This is a genomic window from Aureimonas sp. AU4, from assembly GCF_001463765.1.
GTDB lineage: Bacteria > Pseudomonadota > Alphaproteobacteria > Rhizobiales > Rhizobiaceae > Aureimonas.
This window is the reverse complement of record NZ_BBWK01000030.1, coordinates 64,386-81,116: the sequence shown is the minus strand read 5'-3', so window position 1 is coordinate 81,116 and position 16,731 is coordinate 64,386. Positions and strand designations below refer to the sequence as shown.

Here is a 16,731-nt window from a genome sequence, read left to right as displayed (position 1 = left end):
TCTGGATATCGTACGGGTACGCTAGCGGCTTCCTTGATTCTCCGCAAGCCGTTTCAACATCAAATCACTTTGGAACGGAATTTCCAAGAAGGACGCCCGTCGTCAGGATCAGATTTCCGTAGAGACGGCGCTCGCCGGTGGCCACGATCAGCTGCGCGCGGCGCGCACGCTCGTAGAAGGCGAAGCGCTCGATCGCCTCGATCGGGAAGTCGCCGCCCGACAGCCGAGCGATCGCGTCGGCGAAGAGATCGGTGATCGGCGGCACCTCGTCGGGCTTGTCCACCATTGCCATGCGGAACGCGGCGCGCTCCACGAACGTGTCGAGCGGCAGATGGGTCAGGATGGCCTCGGCGGCCTCCACCGCGTCGATGCCGTCGAGGCGAACGACGCGGGGCCCGAGCGAGTGGGAGGGGAAGTTGGCGTCGGCGATCACGACCTCGTCGCCGTGGCCGAGCGAGCGGAGCGCATGAAGGAGGTCGGGACCGAGAAGGGGATGGACGTGGCGCAGCATGGAACGGGTCCTCTAGCGGTTGATCGTGTGGGGCTCGAAGGCGGCGAAGCGCCCGGGCGCGATCGCGGGCGCGAAGCCCGCAAGGTTCCGCTCGAGGCTTTCGGGCCGCCCGGTGCCGAGAAGGATGCTGGCCACCATGGGCTCGTGCAGCGGAAACTGGAGCGCGGCGCCGCTCAGCGAAATGCCTTCGCGCTCGGCCACCGCTTCGAGGCCGCGCACCGCCTCCAGGACGTCCGGGCCGGCGGGACCGTAGTCGAAGTTCGCGCCCTCGCGCGCCCCGGTGGCGAGAATCCCGGAGTTGAAGACGCCTCCCACCACGATCGAGGTGCCGTGCTCGCGGCACAGAGGCAGGAGCTCGCGCTCGGCGGCGCGGTCGAGCAGCGTGTAGCGTCCGGCGAGCAGGATGCAGTCGAGCGGCGCCTCGCGCATTACGGTGAGGCAGATGTCGACCTCGTTGACGCCGAGGCCGTAGGCCCCGATCACGCCGGCGCTCTTCAGCTCCTCCAGCGCCTTGAGGCCCGAGCCGAAGAGCTGGCCGAGATGGGCGCGCGTCCGCTCCTCGCCATGCGTGTAGACGCCGATGTCGTGGACGAAAAGGATGTCGATGCGGTTGAGGCCGAGCCGGGCGTAGCTCGATTCCACCGAGCGCATGATCGCGTCGTAGCCGTAGTCGTATTCCACCGCGAAGGGCAGGGCGTCGACATAGCCGAGGCCCGGCAGGTCCTCGCCGGGCGCGGGGCGAAGCCGCCGCCCGACCTTGGTGGAGAGCACGAACGCGTCGCGCGGCTTGCCCTGGAGGAAGTCGCCCATGCGGCGCTCCGACAGGCCGAAGCCGTAGTAGGGCGCGGTGTCGAAATAGCGGATGCCCGCGTCCCAGGCCCGGTCCATCACCGCCATGGCGTCCTTGCGCGCCACGGCGCGGTAGAGATTGCCGAGCGCGGCGCCGCCCAGGCTGATCTCCGTCACCTCGAGCGCCGTCCGACCGATTCGCCGCTTGTTCATCGCCTCGTTCCCCCTTGTGCGCCCGGCGGGGCACGGCGGCAGATCTAGCTCACCTGTCTTTCATCGACAAGGAACCAAGGCTGGCGTAATGAATCGGTTTTCCCGGCGCGGCCTTTGCCGCGCATTGACGCGCATTCCGGATGGCCAAGCCCAACACGCTCTTCAAGGACGCCTACAACCGCGCTCTCTCGCTTCTCTCGCAGGAGGGCGAGATCCCCTCGGAGGGCGCGCTCGCCCGGCAGCTCGAGGTCAGCCGCACCACGGTGCGGGCGGTGCTGGCGCGCATGGCGGAAGGGGGCATCCTTCGGGTCGAGGACGGCCGCCGGGCGATGGTGCGCCGGCCGGTCGCCGCCGACCGCTTTCCTGCCGACGAGACCGACCCGCTCGACCAGGTGATCGAGCGCGGCTTCATGCAGCGCATCCTGCAGGGCGGCGCGCAACCGGGCGACGCGATCGGCGAGGCCGACCTGGCGCGCGAGCTCGGCGTCGGCGTCTCGGCGGTGCGCGAGTTCCTCATCCGCTTCTCGCGCTTCGGGCTGATCGAGAAGCGGCGCAACAGCCAGTGGGTGCTGAAGGGCTTCACGCGCGCCTTCGCGCTGGAGCTGACGGAGGTGCGCGAGCTCTTCGAGCTGCGCTCGGCGCTTGCCTTCGTGGAGTTGCCGGACGATCACCCGGCCTGGGCGTCGCTGGCAGCCATCGAGGAGGAGCACCGCCGGCTCCTGCCGCGCGTCGAGGAGCAGCGCGCCGCCTTCTCGCGGCTCGACGAGCGCTTCCATCGCCTCATCCACGAGGCCTCCGGCAACCGCTTCGTGATCGACTTCTACGACGTGATCGCCATGATCTTCCACTACCATTACCAGTGGAACAAGCAGGGCGAGACGGAGCGCAACCGGCAGGCGTTGGTGGAGCACCTCGACATCGTCGCGGCGCTGCGCACGCGCAACGCGATGGAGGTCGAGTTCTATTGCCGGCGCCACCTGCGCTCGGCGCGCGAGACGCTGCTGCGCTCGATCCCCCCGGCCGCCGCCGAGGCGGCCGGAGAGGAGGACGCGCTCCGGCCTCAGGCCGCCGCCACGTCCTGACGCTGCTCGCCCAGGCCCTCGATGCCGAGGCGCACGACCTGGCCGGGCTTGAGATAGACGGGCTCGGGCTTCAGCCCCATGCCGACGCCCGGCGGCGTGCCGGTCGTGATCACGTCGCCCGGCTGCAGGCTCATGAACTGCGAGAGGTAGGACACGACGTGCGCGACGCCGAAGATCATCGTGCGGGTCGAGCCGTCCTGGTAGCGGTGGCCGTCGACCTCGAGCCACATGGAGAGGGCTTGCGGGTCGGGCACCTCGTCGCGCGTGACGAGCCAGGGGCCGATGGGGCCGAACGTGTCGGCCGACTTGCCCTTGGTCCACTGGCCGCCGCGCTCGGTCTGGAAGGCGCGCTCCGACAGGTCGTTGACGACGCAGTAGCCCGCCACGAAGTTGAGCGCCTCGCTTTCGGCGACATAGCGCGCCTCGCGGCCGATCACGACGCCGAGCTCGACCTCCCAGTCGGTCTTCACCGAGTTGCGCGGAATCAGGATGCCGTCGTTGGGCCCGGTGATGGCGCTGGTCGCCTTCATGAAGACGATCGGCTCGGCCGGGATCGGCGCGCCGGTCTCGGCGGCGTGGTCGGCGTAGTTCAGCCCGATGCAGATGAACTTGCCGACGCGGCCGACGCAGGGGCCCATGCGCACGCCTGCGGGAACCGCGGGCAGCGAGGCCGGGTCGAGCGACCTGAGGCGGGCGAGGACCTCGTCGGAGAGCACGTCGCCCGCGATGTCCTCGACATGGCCCGACAGGTCGCGAAGCGTGCCGGAGCTGTCGAGGAGGCCGGGCTTCTCGGCGCCGCGTTCGCCGTATCGCAGGAGCTTCATGATGGTTTTCCTCAGATGTTGGTCCAGCCGCCGTCGATCGCGAGCGCCTGGCCCGAGACGAAGGAGGCTTCCGGGCTTGCGAGATAGGTGGCAAGGCCTGCGATCTCGTCGGGCGTGCCGATGCGGCCCATGGGCTGTCGCGCGATGAAGGCGCGCCGCGCGGCGTCGGCGTCGCCGGTGGCCTCCAGGCGCTGCTGCAGCGAGGGGCTCTCCACGGTGCCCGGGCAGATCGCGTTGCAGCGAACCCCTTGCGCGACGAAGTCGGCGGCGACCGACTTGGTGAGGCCGATCACGGCAGCCTTGGAGGCGCCGTAGACGAAGCGGTTGGGCACCGCGATCATGGACGAGGCGACCGAGGCGACGTTGATGATCGAGCCGCCGCCGCCCGCCGCCATGCCGGGCAGGAAGGCGCGCACCATGCGGTAGGTCGACTTGACGTTGAGCGCGAACGAGAAGTCGAAATCCTCCTCCTCGCAGTCGAGGATCGTGCCGGCATGGACGAAGCCGGCGCAGTTGAAGAGGATGTCGGTGCGCCCGGCCGCCGCCGCCAGATCGCGCACGGCGCCGGCGTCGAGGACGTCGACGATGCGCGTCGTGACGCCGCGCTCGCCCGCCAGATCCCGCAGCTTCTCGCCGTTGATGTCGCAGGCGAGGACCTCCGCGCCCTCCTGCGCGAAGCGCAGGGCCGTCGCGCGGCCGATGCCCTGCGCTGCCGCGGTCACGACGGCCCTCAGGCCTCCAAGGCGTCCGGTCATCGCTCGAAATCTCCCGTTTCATCCGCGAACACGTGTTTCATAGACGCTCGTTCAGCCGTTTTCAACGAGGACCGCGATCCGTCCCGCCGCCTCGCGCAGGCGCGCCGCCAGATCCTCCGGCCGCTCCGCCGCGTCGAGCAGGCGGATGAAGGGACAGGACAGGGCGGCAAGCACGTCGCCGGTCGCCGGATCGCGCACGGGAACCGAGATGTCGGTGATCCCTTCCGCCAGCCGCGAAGGGCGCAGGACATGGCCCGCCGCGCGGATCGCGCCCAGCGTCTCGCCGAGCCAGGCGCGCTGGCCGTCCGCCTCCGGGCTCTTGCGCAAGGTCCGCTCGCGGCGCTCCGGCGACATGAAGGCCAGAAGGCAGAGACCCGAGCCCGTCAGCGCCAGCGGCTGGCGGTGGCCGATGCGCACCGCGAAGCCGACATGGGCCGGGCTCGGCACATGGGCCACCACCACCATCTGGGCCTCGCTCGCCACCGCCAGATGGCAGCTGTGGCCGGTCTCGTCCGCAAAGCGCCGCATCTCGGGCAGGGCGGCCTCGGCGAGCGCCCGCTGGCGCGGCTGGTTCATCGCGAGCGAGAAGAGGCGGTCGCTGAGCGCGAAGCGGTCGGGCGCGACGCGCTCGATATAGCCGCGCCGCTCCAGCACGGCGACCATGCGGAAGATCTCGCCGCGCGTGCGGCCGAGCGCCTCGCCGAGGTCGCCGAGCGTCTGGGCCTCCTGCACCGACCCCAGATGCTCCAGGATGTCGAGACCCTTCTCCAGCGCCGGAGCGTGGTAGCGCGGACCCTCTCCGGCCTCGTCGGTCATTGACACATCCTGTTCGCTCATGATTTCTCGTTTCATATATGAGCGAGGAGGCGACCCCATGTCCATCACCATCCGCGACTTCGAGACCCACGATATCCGCTTCGCGACCTCCGCCAAGCTCGACGGATCGGACGCGATGAACCCCGACCCGGACTATTCGGCCGCCTATGTCCGGCTCGGAACCGACGACCCGGCGCTCTCGGGCCACGGGCTCGCCTTCACGATCGGGCGCGGCAACGACATCGTGGTGGACGCGATCGCGCGCGCGGCCGATCGCGCGGCGGGCTGGAGCCTCGACGACATCGCCGGCGACATGGGCGGCTTCTGGCGCTTCATGACGGGCGATTCGCAGCTGCGCTGGCTCGGGCCCGACAAGGGCGTCATGCACATGGCGATCGGGGCGGTGGTGAACGCCGTCTGGGACCTGTGGGCCAAGCGCGAGGGCAAGCCGGTCTGGCGCCTCGTCGCGGACATGGAGCCGGAAGCGCTGCTTCGCTGCGTCGACCTGCGATATCTCTCCAACGCGATCACGCACGACGAGGCGCTCGCCATCCTGCGCAAGGCGCGGGAGGGCCGCGAGGCGCGGCTCGCCACGCTGGAGGCCGAGGGCTACCCGACCTACACGACGTCGGCGGGCTGGCTCGGCTATTCCGACGACAAGGTGAGGGCGCTGTGCCGCGAGGGGCTGGCGGCGGGCTGGACGCATTTCAAGCTGAAGGTCGGGCGTGACCTCGCCGACGACCGCCGGCGCTGCCGGATCGTGCGCGAGGAGATCGGTCCGGACCGCACGCTGATGATCGACGCCAACCAGGTCTGGGAGGTCGGCGAGGCGATCTCGTGGGTGCGCGAGCTCGCCGAGTTCCGCCCCTGGTTCATCGAGGAGCCGACCTCGCCCGACGACGTCCTGGGCCATGCCGAGATCCGCCGGGGCGTGCATCCCGTGAAGGTCGCGACCGGCGAGATGGGCCAGAACCGCATCCTCTTCAAGCAGTTCCTGCAGGCGGAGGCGATCGACGTCGTGCAGATCGACGCCGCGCGCGTCGGCGGCCTCAACGAGAACCTCGCCATCATGCTGATGGCGGCCAAGTTCGGAAAGCCGGTCTGCCCGCACGCGGGGGGCGTCGGCCTTTGCGAATACGTCCAGCACCTGTCGATCATCGACTGCCTGGCGATCTCGGGGACGGCCGAGGGACGGGTCGCCGAATATGTCGACCACCTGCACGAGCACTTCGTCGAGCCGTGCCGAGTGCTGAACGGGCGCTACCTCCCGCCGCAGGCGCCCGGCTTCTCGATCGAGATGAAGCCGGAATCGCTGCGCGCCCACGCGTTCCGGGGATAAGGGCGGCGGGTCGTCAGGCGGCGGCGACCGTGTCGCCGCGCCGCTCGTGCTGGCGGAAGCGGCCGGTCATGAGAAGGGCCGACACCGCGAGCCCGATCGCCAGACCGCACCAGACGCCGACGCCGCCCCAGCCGAGCCCGAAGGCGAGCGCGGTCGCCACCGGCATTCCCACCGCCCAGTAGGAGAAGAGGGCGATGAAGAGGGGGACGCGCGTGTCCTTGAGGCCGCGCAGCGAGCCGCTCGCCACGACCTGGATGGAATCGACGATCTGGAAGGCGCCGGCCACCAGGAGAAGCGGCACCGCGGTCGCGACCACGGTCGCCGCCAGCGGGTCGGCCCGGTCCACGAAGAGCGAGATCAGCGGTACCGGCACGAACCAGAAGAGCGAGGCGGCGACGAAGGACACGAGCGCCGCCAGCCCGATGACGCTGCGCGCGGCGCGCGACACGCCCAGGCGATCGCCCTGCCCGTAGGCCGTGCCGACGCGCACGGTGGCCGCCGCCGCCAGGCCCAGCGGTATCATGAAGGAGATCGAGGCGAGCTGCAGCGCGATGCCGTGGGCGGCGAGTTCCACCGTCCCGATCCAGCCCATCAGGAGGGCGGCGGCGGTGAACAGCCCGGCCTCCGCCACGATCGTCGCCCCGATCGGCCAGCCGAGGCGCGCGACCTCGCGAAAGGCCGCCCAGTCCGGCCGCCAGAAGCGCACCAGGATCTCGTTGGCCGCCAGCTCCGGCCGCCACCGGTCGTAGAAGGCGAGGAGAAGCAGCATCACGGTCGAGGTCGCGATCGTGGCGAGCCCCGAGCCGGCGAGGCCCATGGCCGGCAGGCCGAGATGGCCGAACACGAAGAGGACGTTGAGGCCCGCATTCACGCAGGCGCCGAGGATCGTCACGATCAGAACCACCGCCGGCCGCTGCAGCGCGCTGAAGTAGGAGCGGAACACGAAGATTCCGAGATAGGGCAGCATCGCCCATTGCAGGACGCGCACGTAGCCGCCCGCCATGGACGCGACGCCCGGCTCCTGGCCGAGCGCGACGAGGATGCGCTCGGCGAACCAGAGCGGCACCATCACGCCGAGGCTGTAGAGCACGACGATCCACAGGCCCATGCGCACGGCGCGGCGCACGCCGCGCACGTCGCCCGTGCCATGCGCGGAGGCGGCCATGGGCATCACGGCGTAGGCGAAGCCCGAGCCGAACATCCAGAACAGGTAGAAGCATTGCGCGCCCAGAACCGCCGCCGCCAGCTCGCGCGCGCCGAGCTGCCCGGCGACCACCGTGTTGGTGACGTTGATCGAGACCTGGGCAAGCTGCGCGCCGGCCAGGGGCAGGCCGAGCCGCATCGTCTGCCGCGCATGCTCGCGCCAGCCGAGCGGTGCGGCGACGGCGGTGAGGGGCGGGGCGGCAAGGGTCATGGAACGGACGCGGAAGAAGGCTCTGGGATGGCGGATGGTCCGGGGCGTAGACTTGCGGTCCCTGCTTGTCCAGCAGGCATGTGCCCGCCTCGTGGGCAGCTCGTTGCCGCCTTCGATCGCGTTGACAAACTTGGGACGGTTCGAAATAACCTCGGGCCGAAATAACGCAGACAAATAGGCTCGGCCTTGCCGACGCTTCTCATCCCCGCAGAGTGGAATCGACGGCTCATGGCGCTTCGTCTCTCCCAAGTCCGAACGCCCGCAGGGCTCGTTGTGGCCGCGAGCGACGATGCGGGCGAGGCCTATGTCGTGAAGGGCGTCGGCTCGACCTACGAGCTGGCGACGCGCGCGATCGCGGACGGGATCTCGCTGGCGGAAGCGGTGGAGCGGGCGGGGCGCGGCGAGCGGATCGACCTCGAGGCGGCGCTCGGCGAGGGGCGCGTCGCGCTCCCCGTCCACCACGCGGACCCCGCCCACTTCATCGTGGCCGGCACGGGCCTGACCCATCTCGGCTCGGCCGACGGCCGCGACAAGATGCACAAGGCCGCCGCTGGGCAGCAGGTCACCGACTCGATGAAGATGTTCCAGATGGGCGTCGAGGGCGGCAAGCCGCAGGCGGGCGCGGTCGGCGCGCAGCCCGAATGGTTCTACAAGGGCGACGGCTCGCAGCTCGTCGGCCCCGGCGAGGATCTCGTCTCGCCCGCCTTCGCGCTGGATGGCGGCGAGGAGCCGGAACTGGCCGGCCTCTACCTGATCGGTCCCGACGGAACGCCGCACCGGCTCGGCTTCTGCCTCGCCAACGAGTTCTCGGACCATGTGACCGAGCGCGGCAACTACCTCTGGCTCGCCCATTCCAAGCTGCGCCAGGCGGCGCTCGGTCCCGAGCTTCTGGTCGGCGATCTGCCGGCGAGCGTCGAGGGCTCGTCGCGCATCCGTCGCGGTGAGGAAACCGTGTTCGACAAGCCCTTCCTGTCGGGCGAGGCGAACATGAGCCACTCGATCGCGAACCTCGAGCACCACAACTTCAAGTACGACCTGTTCCGCCGGCCGGGCGACCTTCACGTCCACTTCTTCGGCACGGCGACGCTTTCGGTTACGCACGGCGTCAAGACGGAGGCCGGCGATCGCTTCGAGATCGAGGCCGCGCCCTTCCGCCTGCCGCTCGTGAACACGCTTCGCGTGGCAAGCGGCGCCGCCGACGCGCTCGTCGCCGTGCGGAGCCTCTGACCGTGACGCTGCGCATTGCCATCGTCGGCCTCGGCAAGATCGCCCGCGACCAGCACGTTCCCTCGATCGCCGCGGTCGAGGGCGTCGAGTTGACCGCCGTCGCCAGCCGCAACGCCGAGCTGCCGGGCGTTCTCAACGTGGCGACGATCGACGATCTGCTTGGGAATGCCGACGCGTTCGACGCGGTCGCGCTCTGCACGCCGCCGCAGGGACGACACGCGCAGGCCTGGAAGGCGCTGGCGGCCGGCAAGCACGTGCTCCTCGAGAAGCCGCCGGGGGCGACCGTCGCCGAGATCGCCTCGCTCGAAAGGCTGGCACGCGACAACGACGTCTCGCTGTTCGCCACCTGGCACTCGCGCTTCTCGGCGGCCGTCGAGCCTGCGCGTCTGTTTCTGGCCGGGACGCAGATCCGGTCGGTGCGCGTCCTTTGGAAGGAGGACGTGCGCAAGTGGCATCCCGGCCAGGCGTGGATCTGGGAGCCGGGGGGCCTCGGCGTCTTCGATCCCGGCATCAACGCCCTGTCGATCGTGACCGCGATCCTGCCGGAGGCGATCTTCCTCGACCGGTCCGACCTGTTCTTTCCGGCGAACCGCGCCGCGCCGATCGCGGCGAACCTGGGCTTCTCCTCGCCGTCCGGCCTCCCCGTCTCGGCCGAGTTCGACTGGCGCGTGACCGGCGGCGAGACCTGGACGATCGAGGTCGAGACGGCGGACGGGCTCCTGCGGATCCAGGACGGCGGGCGCCGCCTCGATCTTGACGGCCGCTCGATGACCGACGAGCCGGACCGGGAATACCAGGGCATCTACGCGCGCTTCCGCGACCTGTGCGCGGTGCGCACGATGGACGTCGACCTGTCGCCCCTCCAGCTCGTGGCCGACGGCTTCCTGCTCGGGCGTCGACACGAGGTCGAGGCCTTCCACGAGGAGCCGGCGCGATGAGCCTCATCCGCGAGCCCTTCGGCGAGCTTGCCGACGGCCGCACCGTCGAGCGGATCACGCTGCGCCATGCCTCCGGGCTGGAAGCCTCGGTCCTGACCTTTGGCGCGACCTGGCACTCGCTTCTGGCGCCCGACCGCGACGGGACCCTGGCCGATGTGCTGCTGGGCCACGACGCGGCCGCCGACTACGAGCGCACGCGCGGATTCTACGGGGCGACCATCGGGCGCTACGCCAACCGCATCGCCAAGGGGCGCTTCGCGCTCGACGGCGAGACGTTCGCTATTCCCGCCAACGACGGCCCGAACGCCTTGCACGGCGGGCCCGACGGCTTCGACCGCCGCATCTGGCAGGTTGGGGAAACGGGCGAGGGCGAGCAGCCCTTCGCCACGCTCCACCTGACCAGTCCCGACGGCGACCAGGGCTTTCCCGGGACGCTGCAGGCAAGCGTCACCTACCGCCTTCTCGACGGCGAGACGCTGGAGATCGCGTGGCGAGCGACCACCGATCGCACCACCATCGTCAACCTCACCAACCATGCGTTCTTCAACCTCGGTGGCGCGGCACGCGTCGAGTCGGTGCTCGACCACGAGCTGATGGTCTCGGCCTCGCTGTTCACCGCGATCGACGAGACCTCGATCCCGCTCGAGGGCACAGGCAGCGGCGTCGCGGGCACGCCCTTCGACCTGCGCGAGGGCGCGCGGATCGGCGACCGGGTGCGCGAAGGCCACGAGCAGATGCGGCGCGGGCGCGGCATCGACCACAACTTCGTCCTCGACGCCTTCACGGAAGGCGGCGAACCTGTCTCGGCCGCCGCCGTGTTCGATCCCGAAACCGGCCGGACGCTGGAACTGCTGACCGACCAGCCGGGGCTCCAGGTCTATACCGGCAACTTCCTCGACGGGACCGTGGCCGGCAAGAACGGGCAGATCTACCGCATGGGCGATGCGCTCTGCCTCGAGCCCCAGCGCTTCCCCGACACGCCGAACCGTCCCGACTTCCCGTCCGCCCGGCTCGGGCCCGGCGAAACCTACCGTCACCGCTCCCGCTACCGCTTTTCCGTCCGATAAGAACCAGCAAGCGCCTCGCCCGGCAGGGCTCGAGGCCCGAGAAGGAGACACGCATGGCCAACCTTCCCTCCGCCACCCAGAAGACCGGCGACCTCGCGCCCGTGACCGGCGGCAACAAGCTGCGCTCGCGCGCCTGGTTCGACAATCCCGACAATGCCGACATGACCGCGCTCTATCTCGAGCGCTACATGAACTTCGGCCTCAGCCAGGAAGAACTGCAGTCGGGCCGCCCGATCATCGGCATCGCGCAGACCGGCTCCGACCTCTCGCCCTGCAACCGCCATCACCTCGAGCTCGCCCATCGCCTGCGCGAGGGCATCCGCGAGGCGGGCGGCATCGCGATCGAGTTCCCGGTCCACCCGATCCAGGAGACCGGCAAGCGCCCGACCGCCGGCCTCGACCGGAACCTCGCCTATCTCGGCCTCGTCGAGGTCCTCTACGGCTACCCGCTCGACGGCGTGGTGCTGACCATCGGCTGCGACAAGACCACGCCCGCCTGCCTCATGGCAGCGGCGACCGTGAACATTCCCGCCATCGCGCTCTCGGTCGGGCCGATGCTGAACGGCTGGTTCCGCGGCGAGCGCACGGGCTCGGGCACGATCGTCTGGAAGGCGCGCGAGCTGCTCGCCAAGGGCGAGATCGACTATGCGGGCTTCGTGAAGCTCGTGGCCTCGTCGGCACCCTCGACCGGCTACTGCAACACGATGGGCACGGCGACCACGATGAACTCGCTCGCCGAGGCGCTGGGCATGCAGCTGCCCGGCTCGGCGGCCATCCCCGCGCCCTACCGCGACCGGCAGGAAGTCGCCTACCGCACGGGCCTTCGCATCGTCGACATGGTTCGCGAGGACCTGAAGCCCTCCGACATCCTGACGCGCGACGCCTTCATCAACGCGATCCGCGTCAACTCGGCGATCGGCGGCTCGACCAACGCGCCGATCCATCTCAACGCGCTCGCCCGCCACATCGGCGCCGAGCTCTCGATCGACGACTGGCAGGAGTTCGGCGAGGAGATCCCGCTCCTCGTCAACCTGCAGCCGGCCGGCGAGTATCTGGGCGAGGACTACTACCATGCCGGCGGCGTGCCGGCCGTGGTCGCGCAGCTCATGGAAAAGGGCCTGATCCGCGAGGACGCCCTGACCGTCAACGGGCGCACGATCGGCGACAACTGCCGGGGCGTGCGCATCGAGGACGAGAAGGTCATCCGCCCCTACGACCAGCCGCTCAAGGACAAGGCCGGCTTCCTCGTTCTGCGCGGCAACCTCTTCACCTCCGCCATCATGAAGACCTCGGTGATTTCGCCGGAGTTCCGCGAGCGCTACCTCGCCAACCCGAACGATCCCAACGCCTTCGAGGGCCGCGCCGTCGTGTTCGACGGGCCGGAGGACTATCACCACCGGATCGACGACCCCGCGCTCGGCATCGACGAGCACACGGTCCTCTTCATGCGCGGCGCCGGTCCGATCGGCTATCCCGGCGCTGCCGAGGTCGTGAACATGCGCGCGCCGACCTACCTCCTGGAGAAGGGCGTGACCTCGCTCGCCTGCATCGGCGACGGGCGTCAGTCGGGCACGTCCGGCTCGCCGTCGATCCTCAACGCCTCGCCGGAGGCGGCGGCCGGCGGCGGCCTCGCGCTGCTCCGGACGGGCGACCGGGTGCGCATCGACCTCGGGCGCGGCACGGCCGACATCCTGATCTCCGACGAGGAGCTGAACGAGCGCCGCGCGAGCCTCAAGGCGGAAGGCGGCTACAAGTATCCCGAGCACCAGACGCCCTGGCAGGAAATCCAGCGCACGCTGGTCGGCCAGATGGAGACGGGCGCCGTCCTCGAGAACGCCGTCCAGTACCAGCGCATCGCGCAGACGCGCGGCATCCCGCGCGACAACCACTAAGGGGGCGCCGGCATGACCGAGGTCGGCATCCTGTCGGACCACACCTGTCACCTGGGCGAAGGCCCGACCTATGACGGGCCGAGCGACACGCTCTGGTGGTTCGACATCCTCGAGCGGCAGCTCTTCGAGGCGAAGGTCGCCGCGGGCGCGACCACGGTCCACACCCTGCCGACCATGGCGAGCGCGCTCGCCTACGTGGACGACGAGCACCAGCTCGTCGCCACGGCGGACGGTCTGTATCTGCGCGACATCGCCTCGGGCCGCCTCCAGCTGCATACGCGCCTGGAGGAGGACAACGGTCTGACGCGCTCCAACGACGGGCGCGTCCACCCCTGCGGCGCGCTCTGGATCGGCACGATGGGGCGGCGCGCGGAAGAGGGGGCGGGCTCGATCTACCACTTCTTCCGGGGCGAGCTGACGAAGCTCTACGGCCGCATCACCATTCCCAACGCCATGTGCTTCTCGCCGGACGGGCGCACCGGCTACTTCACCGATACCCATGCCGGCCTTCTCCAGCGCGTCGCGCTCGACCCCGAGACCGGCCTGCCGGTGGCCGAGCCCTCGACGCTGGTCGACCATCGCGGCGGCGAGGGCGGGCTCGACGGCGCGGTGGTGGACGTGGAGGGATGCATCTGGAACGCGCGCTGGGGCGCGGGCTGCATTGACCGCTACTCGGCGGACGGCGAGCATCTCCTGACGATCCCGGTACCGGCCAGCCGGCCCACCTGCCCGATGTTCGTCGGGCCGAACCTCGACCGCATGATCGTCACCTCGGCGCGCGAGGGCCTCGACGCGGCGGGCTTGAAGCGCGACCGGCAGGCGGGAAAGACCTTCATCCTCGACCCCGGCGTGCGCGGCCTGCCCGAGGCGCGCGTGCGGATCGACCGCTCGTGACGGCGTCGCCCGCTTTCGCCCTCGTCGACTGGGGCACGACGTCGTTTCGGGCCTGGGCGGTGGATGCCGCCGGGCAGGTGCTCGGCGAGCGCCGCGCCGCCGACGGGCTGGTTGCCGCCGGACCGAAGGGTTTCGGCCGCGTTCTCGAGGAGCATCTGGCAGCGCTCGGCGTGCCGGCCGGCACGCCGGCGCTATTGTGCGGCATGGTCGGATCGCGCACCGGCTGGGTCGAGGCGAGCTATCTCGATGCGCCCGTCGGACTGGACGACCTGGCCGCGCGCGCGACCGCGATTCCCCACGAACCGCGCCCCGTCTTCGTCCTGCCTGGCATCGCCCAGCGCTCGGATGCCGAGCCCGACGTCATGCGAGGCGAGGAGACGCAGCTTCTGGGCGTCGTGGCGGAGGGTTTCCGCACGGGCCTCGTCTGCATGCCCGGTACCCATTCCAAGTGGGTGCGGCTCGACGAGGGCACGGTCGAGGGTTTCTCGACCTTCATGACCGGCGAGCTCTTCCAGATGCTGCGCTCGAACTCGATCCTCAGCCAGGCCGTCGCGACCGAGGCGGCGATCTCGGCCGACGATCCGGCCTTCGCGTCCGGCGTGCGCCATGCGCTCGACGAGCCGGCGCTTCTCACGAGCCGCCTGTTCCAGGTGCGGGCCGGATGGCTCCTGCACGGCGCGGCGCCGGAAAGCGGTCTCGCTCGCCTGTCGGGAGCATTGATCGGCCTCGAGATGGCGGGCGCGCTCGCGCGGCACGACGCCCGCGAGGCACCGGTCGCGCTTCTGGGCAGCGGCCCCATCGTCGCGCTCTACGAGCGGGCGCTGGCGGTCGCCGACCTCGGTTCCCCGCGCCGGCTCGACGCCGACGCCTGCGTGCGCCACGGTCTCCTGGCCGCTGCGCGGCTCCTGTTCGCATCGAAAGATTCCGGCCGATGACCTCCGTCCGCTCGCACCCCTGGCCCGACCTCAAGCGCTCGCTGGTGGCGATCCTGCGCGGCATCCGGCCCGACGAGGCCGACGCCGCCGTCGACACGCTGGTCGAGGCGGGTTTCGAGATGATCGAGATCCCGCTGAACTCGCCGGACGCCTTCCGTTCGATCGAATCGGCGGCGCGTCGCGCCCCCGCTCATGTCTGGATCGGGGCCGGCACGGTTCTCGACACGGGCGCGGTGGACAGCCTCGCCTCGGCGGGCGGGCGGCTTCTCGTCTCGCCCAACGTGGACGCTGCGGTTCTGCGTCGCGCCGGCGAGCACGCCATGGTGACCATGCCGGGCGTCTTCACCCCGACCGAGGCCTTCGCGGCGCTCGCGGCGGGCGCCTCTGCGCTGAAGTTCTTTCCCGCCAGCGTGCTGGGACCGGGAGGCGTCAACGCCATCCGCGCGGTCCTGCCGAAGGATTGCGTGGTGGGCGTCGTGGGCGGCGTCGGGGAGGGCGACTTCGAGGGATTCGCCAAGGTGGGGGTGCGGACCTTCGGCCTCGGCTCCTCGCTCTACAAGCCCGGAATGACCACGCGGGATATCCGCGAAAGAGCCGATCGGGCGGTCTTGCTCTACGACCGCGTCTTCGGTTTAGGATAAATCACGGCGCCGAAAGAATTCATTTGTCGGCGCGTCGAGGCTTGGTCTAGTCATCACGTCATTGTTGACGACGGCGGGCGGGAGACGAGCCCGGCGGCCGGTCGGCGACAGGGGCGGGGGCGCCAGGCGCAACCCGGGGTTTCACGAGTTTTCGGCGGCACGGCGGTCGTGCCGCACGGCGCGTGCTTGGGCACCGCCGCATGGGGAGGATGAGAATGATCGGAATGAAGACCTTGCTGGCGGCCGTGGCCCTCGGCGCGATGACCTTCGCGGGCGGCGCGTTCGCGCAGGACAAGGGCACGGTCGGCGTGCTCATGCCCACCAAGGCCTCGGCCCGCTGGATCGCCGACGGCGACAACATGGTGAAGTCGCTGAAGGAGCGCGGCTACCAGACCGACCTGCAGTACGCCGAGGACGACATCCCGACCCAGCTCTCCCAGATGGAGAACATGGTCGCGTCCGGCGTGAAGTACCTCGTGGTGGCCTCGATCGACGGCACGACGCTGACGGACGTGCTGCAGCAGGCGCACGACAAGGGCGTCAAGGTCGTCGCCTACGACCGCCTGATCCGCAACTCGCCGAACGTCGACTACTACACGACCTTCGACAACTTCCAGGTGGGCGTCCTGCAGGCGACCTCGATCGCCGACAAGCTCGGCCTCAAGGACGGCAAGGGCCCCTTCAACATCGAGCTGTTCGGCGGCTCGCCCGACGACAACAACGCCTTCTTCTTCTACAACGGCGCGATGAGCGTGCTGCAGCCCTACATCGACTCGGGCAAGCTCGTGATCCCGTCGGGCGAGATGGGCATGGAGCGCGTCGGCACGCTGCGCTGGGACCCGGCGGTCGCCCAGGCCCGCATGGACAACCTCCTGTCGTCCTACTACGGCGACAAGACCCTGAACGCCGTGCTGTCGCCCTATGACGGCCTGTCGATCGGCATCATCTCGGCTCTTTCGGCCGTGGGCTACGGCGCGGGCGACAAGCCGATGCCGGTGGTCTCGGGCCAGGACGCCGAGGTGCCCTCGGTCAAGTCGATCGAGAACGGCCAGCAGTACTCGACGATCTTCAAGGACACGCGGGAGCTCGCCAAGGTCACCGTCGACATGATCGACGCGATGGGCAACGGCAAGGAGCCCGAGGTCAACGACACCAAGACCTACGACAACGGCGTGAAGGTCGTTCCGTCCTACCTCCTGAAGCCGGTCCTCGTCACCAAGGACAACATCAAGGCGACGCTGGTGGACTCGGGCTACTACACCGCGGACCAGATCAAGCCCTGATCTGAGCGCGTGATACCAAGGGAGGCGCAGGCTTCCCTTTCCGGCCGGCGTCCCCTCGGGGCGCCGGCCGGTCCCGTCGGCGCCTGGAGGCGCCGATGCCAAGCGACGCGG

General features: G+C 70.0%; 16 protein-coding genes. 10 read left to right on the top strand and 6 right to left on the bottom strand.

All coding sequences use genetic code 11. The features are described 5' to 3' along the window. Nucleotides 1–64 precede the first annotated feature (64 nt). Complete coding sequence (locus tag AUL35_RS10490; protein ID WP_062014584.1) at nucleotides 65–511, bottom strand: RbsD/FucU family protein; 447 nt, start codon at nucleotides 509–511, stop codon at nucleotides 65–67. Between the two features lie 12 nt (nucleotides 512–523). Next, nucleotides 524–1,513: an aldo/keto reductase gene (locus tag AUL35_RS10485; RefSeq protein ID WP_062014583.1), complete on the bottom strand. Its 990-nt coding sequence runs from the start codon at nucleotides 1,511–1,513 to the stop codon at nucleotides 524–526. A gap of 140 nt (nucleotides 1,514–1,653) precedes the next feature. On the opposite strand from AUL35_RS10485, the gene AUL35_RS10480 reads away from it, so the two are divergent. Then, nucleotides 1,654–2,595: a GntR family transcriptional regulator gene (locus AUL35_RS10480; RefSeq protein ID WP_062014582.1), complete on the top strand. Its 942-nt coding sequence runs from the start codon at nucleotides 1,654–1,656 to the stop codon at nucleotides 2,593–2,595. On the opposite strand, the gene AUL35_RS10475 is transcribed toward AUL35_RS10480, so the two are convergent. From AUL35_RS10475 to AUL35_RS10465, 3 genes are read right to left on the bottom strand one after another with little or no spacing between them, the layout of a single operon-like run. Continuing rightward, nucleotides 2,574–3,419, bottom strand: a complete 846-nt coding sequence (locus tag AUL35_RS10475) for an ureidoglycolate lyase (protein ID WP_062014581.1) — start codon at nucleotides 3,417–3,419, stop codon at nucleotides 2,574–2,576. The two genes, AUL35_RS10480 and AUL35_RS10475, sit on opposite strands and share 22 nt — an antisense overlap. A gap of 11 nt (nucleotides 3,420–3,430) precedes the next feature. Further along, nucleotides 3,431–4,174, bottom strand: coding sequence for an SDR family oxidoreductase (locus AUL35_RS10470; protein WP_062014580.1), 744 nt, complete (start codon nucleotides 4,172–4,174; stop codon nucleotides 3,431–3,433). A gap of 51 nt (nucleotides 4,175–4,225) precedes the next feature. Further along, on the bottom strand, nucleotides 4,226–5,011 hold the full coding sequence (locus AUL35_RS10465; protein ID WP_062014579.1) for an IclR family transcriptional regulator: 786 nt from the start codon (nucleotides 5,009–5,011) through the stop codon (nucleotides 4,226–4,228). A 37-nt stretch (nucleotides 5,012–5,048) separates the two neighbouring features. Between AUL35_RS10465 and AUL35_RS10460 the strand changes: the two genes are divergently transcribed. Beyond that, nucleotides 5,049–6,329, top strand: coding sequence for an L-fuconate dehydratase (locus tag AUL35_RS10460; RefSeq protein WP_062014578.1), 1,281 nt, complete (start codon nucleotides 5,049–5,051; stop codon nucleotides 6,327–6,329). A gap of 13 nt (nucleotides 6,330–6,342) precedes the next feature. Here AUL35_RS10460 and AUL35_RS10455 read toward each other — a convergent pair whose 3' ends face one another. After that, nucleotides 6,343–7,743 (bottom strand): MATE family efflux transporter, encoded by a 1,401-nt coding sequence (locus AUL35_RS10455; protein WP_062014577.1) that lies wholly within the window; start codon nucleotides 7,741–7,743, stop codon nucleotides 6,343–6,345. Between the two features lie 228 nt (nucleotides 7,744–7,971). Between AUL35_RS10455 and araD1 the strand changes: the two genes are divergently transcribed. The 8 genes from araD1 (at nucleotide 7,972) to chvE (ending at nucleotide 16,620) form a co-directional block, all read left to right on the top strand. Continuing rightward, complete coding sequence (gene araD1, locus AUL35_RS10450; protein ID WP_062014576.1) at nucleotides 7,972–8,970, top strand: AraD1 family protein; 999 nt, start codon at nucleotides 7,972–7,974, stop codon at nucleotides 8,968–8,970. A 2-nt stretch (nucleotides 8,971–8,972) separates the two neighbouring features. Next, on the top strand, nucleotides 8,973–9,908 hold the full coding sequence (locus AUL35_RS10445) for a Gfo/Idh/MocA family protein (RefSeq protein WP_374754487.1): 936 nt from the start codon (nucleotides 8,973–8,975) through the stop codon (nucleotides 9,906–9,908). Further along, complete coding sequence (locus tag AUL35_RS10440; protein ID WP_062014574.1) at nucleotides 9,905–10,975, top strand: aldose epimerase family protein; 1,071 nt, start codon at nucleotides 9,905–9,907, stop codon at nucleotides 10,973–10,975. The genes AUL35_RS10445 and AUL35_RS10440 overlap by 4 nt, the downstream gene beginning before the upstream one ends. Nucleotides 10,976–11,028: 53 nt before the next feature. Beyond that, nucleotides 11,029–12,867: an IlvD/Edd family dehydratase gene (locus AUL35_RS10435; protein WP_062014573.1), complete on the top strand. Its 1,839-nt coding sequence runs from the start codon at nucleotides 11,029–11,031 to the stop codon at nucleotides 12,865–12,867. A gap of 12 nt (nucleotides 12,868–12,879) precedes the next feature. Next, complete coding sequence (locus AUL35_RS10430) at nucleotides 12,880–13,761, top strand: SMP-30/gluconolactonase/LRE family protein (protein WP_062014572.1); 882 nt, start codon at nucleotides 12,880–12,882, stop codon at nucleotides 13,759–13,761. Further along, the gene (locus AUL35_RS10425; RefSeq protein ID WP_062014571.1) at nucleotides 13,758–14,696 is read left to right on the top strand and encodes a 2-dehydro-3-deoxygalactonokinase; all 939 of its coding nucleotides are present in this window, start codon (nucleotides 13,758–13,760) and stop codon (nucleotides 14,694–14,696) included. The genes AUL35_RS10430 and AUL35_RS10425 overlap by 4 nt, the downstream gene beginning before the upstream one ends. Further along, the gene (locus tag AUL35_RS10420) at nucleotides 14,693–15,337 is read left to right on the top strand and encodes a 2-dehydro-3-deoxy-6-phosphogalactonate aldolase (protein WP_062014570.1); all 645 of its coding nucleotides are present in this window, start codon (nucleotides 14,693–14,695) and stop codon (nucleotides 15,335–15,337) included. The genes AUL35_RS10425 and AUL35_RS10420 overlap by 4 nt, the downstream gene beginning before the upstream one ends. A gap of 215 nt (nucleotides 15,338–15,552) precedes the next feature. Beyond that, nucleotides 15,553–16,620, top strand: a complete 1,068-nt coding sequence (chvE, locus tag AUL35_RS10415; RefSeq protein ID WP_062014569.1) for a multiple monosaccharide ABC transporter substrate-binding protein — start codon at nucleotides 15,553–15,555, stop codon at nucleotides 16,618–16,620. Nucleotides 16,621–16,731: the final 111 nt, after the last annotated feature.